We start from the raw sequence: 2172 nt of genomic DNA on the forward strand, positions 1-2172 counted from the left end.
AGACGATGGCTCAGTGGACCTTGCGGCCTCAGCGCCTGCGCGGCATCGTCCAATGCGGATGAAGAGCGGGCGGAGCCGCGTTTTCATACCGTCGGGATGAGGAGCGACCCGGTCGCGCTGATCACGCGGTCGCCTTGCTGCGCAGGGCATCGACGGCGGCCTTCACCGTCGGATAGCGCGACAGCGGGGCACCGGTCGCGCCGAGTTGGACGAGTTCACGGACATCTCCCACGTCGCGGGCGAAGGCGAGCTCGATCCCGTCGCGGCGGAGGTCGTGGGCGAGCGCGACGAGCATGCTGACCGCGGTGACGTCGATCGCCGGCACGGTCTCGGCATCGAGCACGATCGCGAACGTGTCGTGTTCGAGGTGGGCGCGGATCGCGTCGCGGACGGTCTCGGCGTTGGCGAAGATGAGGGCGCTCTCGCAGCGCACGACGACGATCCCGGGCTCTGGCTCGTTGTCGGGGTGCCGCTGAAGGTCGTTCCAGCGCTCATCGTCGCCGGGATCGCGGCCAAGGATGGCGATGTGCGGACGCGAGGCGCGGTAGACGAGCAGCACGAGGGAGACGCCGATGCCGATGAACAGGCCGGGCAACGTGTCGAAGACCAGCACCCCGGCGAGCGCGGCCACCGCGCCGACGAAGTCGGGACGCGCCGCCACGGCATAGGCGCGGCCGGCGCCGCGGGCGTGAAAGCGATACAGGCGCACGAGGGCGGGGACGTCGACGAGCTCGATGACGGCGGCGATGACGATCGCGGCGAGCGTCGCCTCGGGAAGGTTCTCGAAGAGCCCGGTGAGGAAGAGCAGGGTGATGACCGTCAGCACGGCCACGACGAGTCCGGAGAGCTGCGAACGGGCACCCGCTGAGCCGTTGACGGCGGTCTTGGAGAGGCTGCCGCCGACGACCATCCCGCTCGAGAGCCCTGAGGCGATGTTCGCCGCGCCCATCCCGAACAACTCCCGGTTGACGTCGATCTCGTAGTGGTTCTTCGCGGCATAGGTCTTCGCCGCGCCGAGTCCCTCCATCAAGCCGATGAGCAGCACACCGATCGCCGACGCGGACAGATCCAGGTAGTCGTGCGCCGCGACGTCCGGGAGTCCGAACGAGGGCAGCCCACTATCGACGGGGCCGACGATCGCCACGTCGAGGTCGAACAGGCTGACCGCACCGATGCCCAGGATCACGGCCACGAGCGAGGCGGGAACGACAGGAGCGTATGCCTTCAGGCCCAGCACGAGCACCAGCGAGCAAACACCGACGAGCAGCGTGAGCCCGCTCGTGTTCCCGAGCTCGCCCAGGAACCCCCAGAGCTGCTCGAAGAAGTCGCCGGCGGTCTTCTCGACCCCGAAGAGCTTCGGGAGCTGGCCGACGATGATCGTCAGCGCAAGCCCGATGATGAAGCCCTTCATCACCGGCTCGGAGATGAAGCTGGCGAGAAAGCCCAGCCGCAGTGCTCCGGCGACCAGGGCGAAGATGCCGACCACGAGCGCCATCGTGATCGTGAGCTGGACGAATGCGTCCGAACCGCCCGCGGCCATTTCACCGACCGCGGCGGCCGACAGGGCGGCTGTCGATGCCATCGGGCCCGTCACGAGATGACGCGAACTGCCGAAGGCGGCATAGAGGATGAGCGCGCCAGGTGCGGCGTAGAGGCCGACGACCGGTGAGACGCCGGCGATCGTCGCATAGGCGAGCGCCTCGGGAACGAGGACCGCCCAGACGGTCAGCCCGGCGAGAACGTCCCCGCGTAGCCAACCGCGGTCGTAGCCGCGCGCCCAGGTGAAGAGCGGAAGCTTCATTTCAGTACCTCCGGGCTGTTGTCTACACGTCGACGGCGGGGGGACCATCCGGGTCGCGAGCACCTGCTCGCGTCGACTCGGCGATCTCGAGTCGCGCCTTCAGATCTGCGATCTCCCGGCGCAGCCGCGCGACGTTGCGTCGCTCGTCGACGAGTTCGGCCGCGAGGCCGCGGAGCGCGGAGCCAAGGCGCTGCGCGCGCACCTCGGATTGGCTCGTCGGTGTGGTCGGATCGTTCTCGATCAGATCCATTGCGGCGTCCTAGGGCTCCGGCGTTGCCGGTTTCTGCGGGCGTCCGAGCGCGATCCGCGTCAGTTCGACGATGCCGGCGCGGAGGCCCTCGGGGATGAGGGCGGACGGCGACGCACCGGGG

At 69.0% G+C, this 2172-nt stretch carries 2 protein-coding genes; both read right to left on the reverse strand.

The window, feature by feature from the left end:
• Positions 1-121 precede the first annotated feature (121 nt).
• Entirely contained in the window at positions 122-1801 is a 1680-nt protein-coding gene (locus OM076_RS44390; RefSeq protein WP_270046720.1) for a SulP family inorganic anion transporter, read from the reverse strand.
• 22 nt (positions 1802-1823) lie between these two features.
• Complete coding sequence (locus OM076_RS44395; protein WP_270046721.1) at positions 1824-2051, reverse strand: hypothetical protein; 228 nt, start codon at positions 2049-2051, stop codon at positions 1824-1826.
• Between the last annotated feature and the right edge of the window lie 121 nt (positions 2052-2172).

It is taken from the genome of Solirubrobacter ginsenosidimutans (genome assembly GCF_027587205.1).

Bases quoted from the DNA above. Each gene is read 5' to 3' on its own strand.
- OM076_RS44390 (WP_270046720.1), bottom strand. From the start codon at position 1,801: ATGAAGCTTCCGCTCTTCACCTGGGCGCGCGGCTACGACCGCGGTTGG.
- OM076_RS44395 (WP_270046721.1), bottom strand. From the start codon at position 2,051: ATGGATCTGATCGAGAACGATCCGACCACACCGACGAGCCAATCCGAG.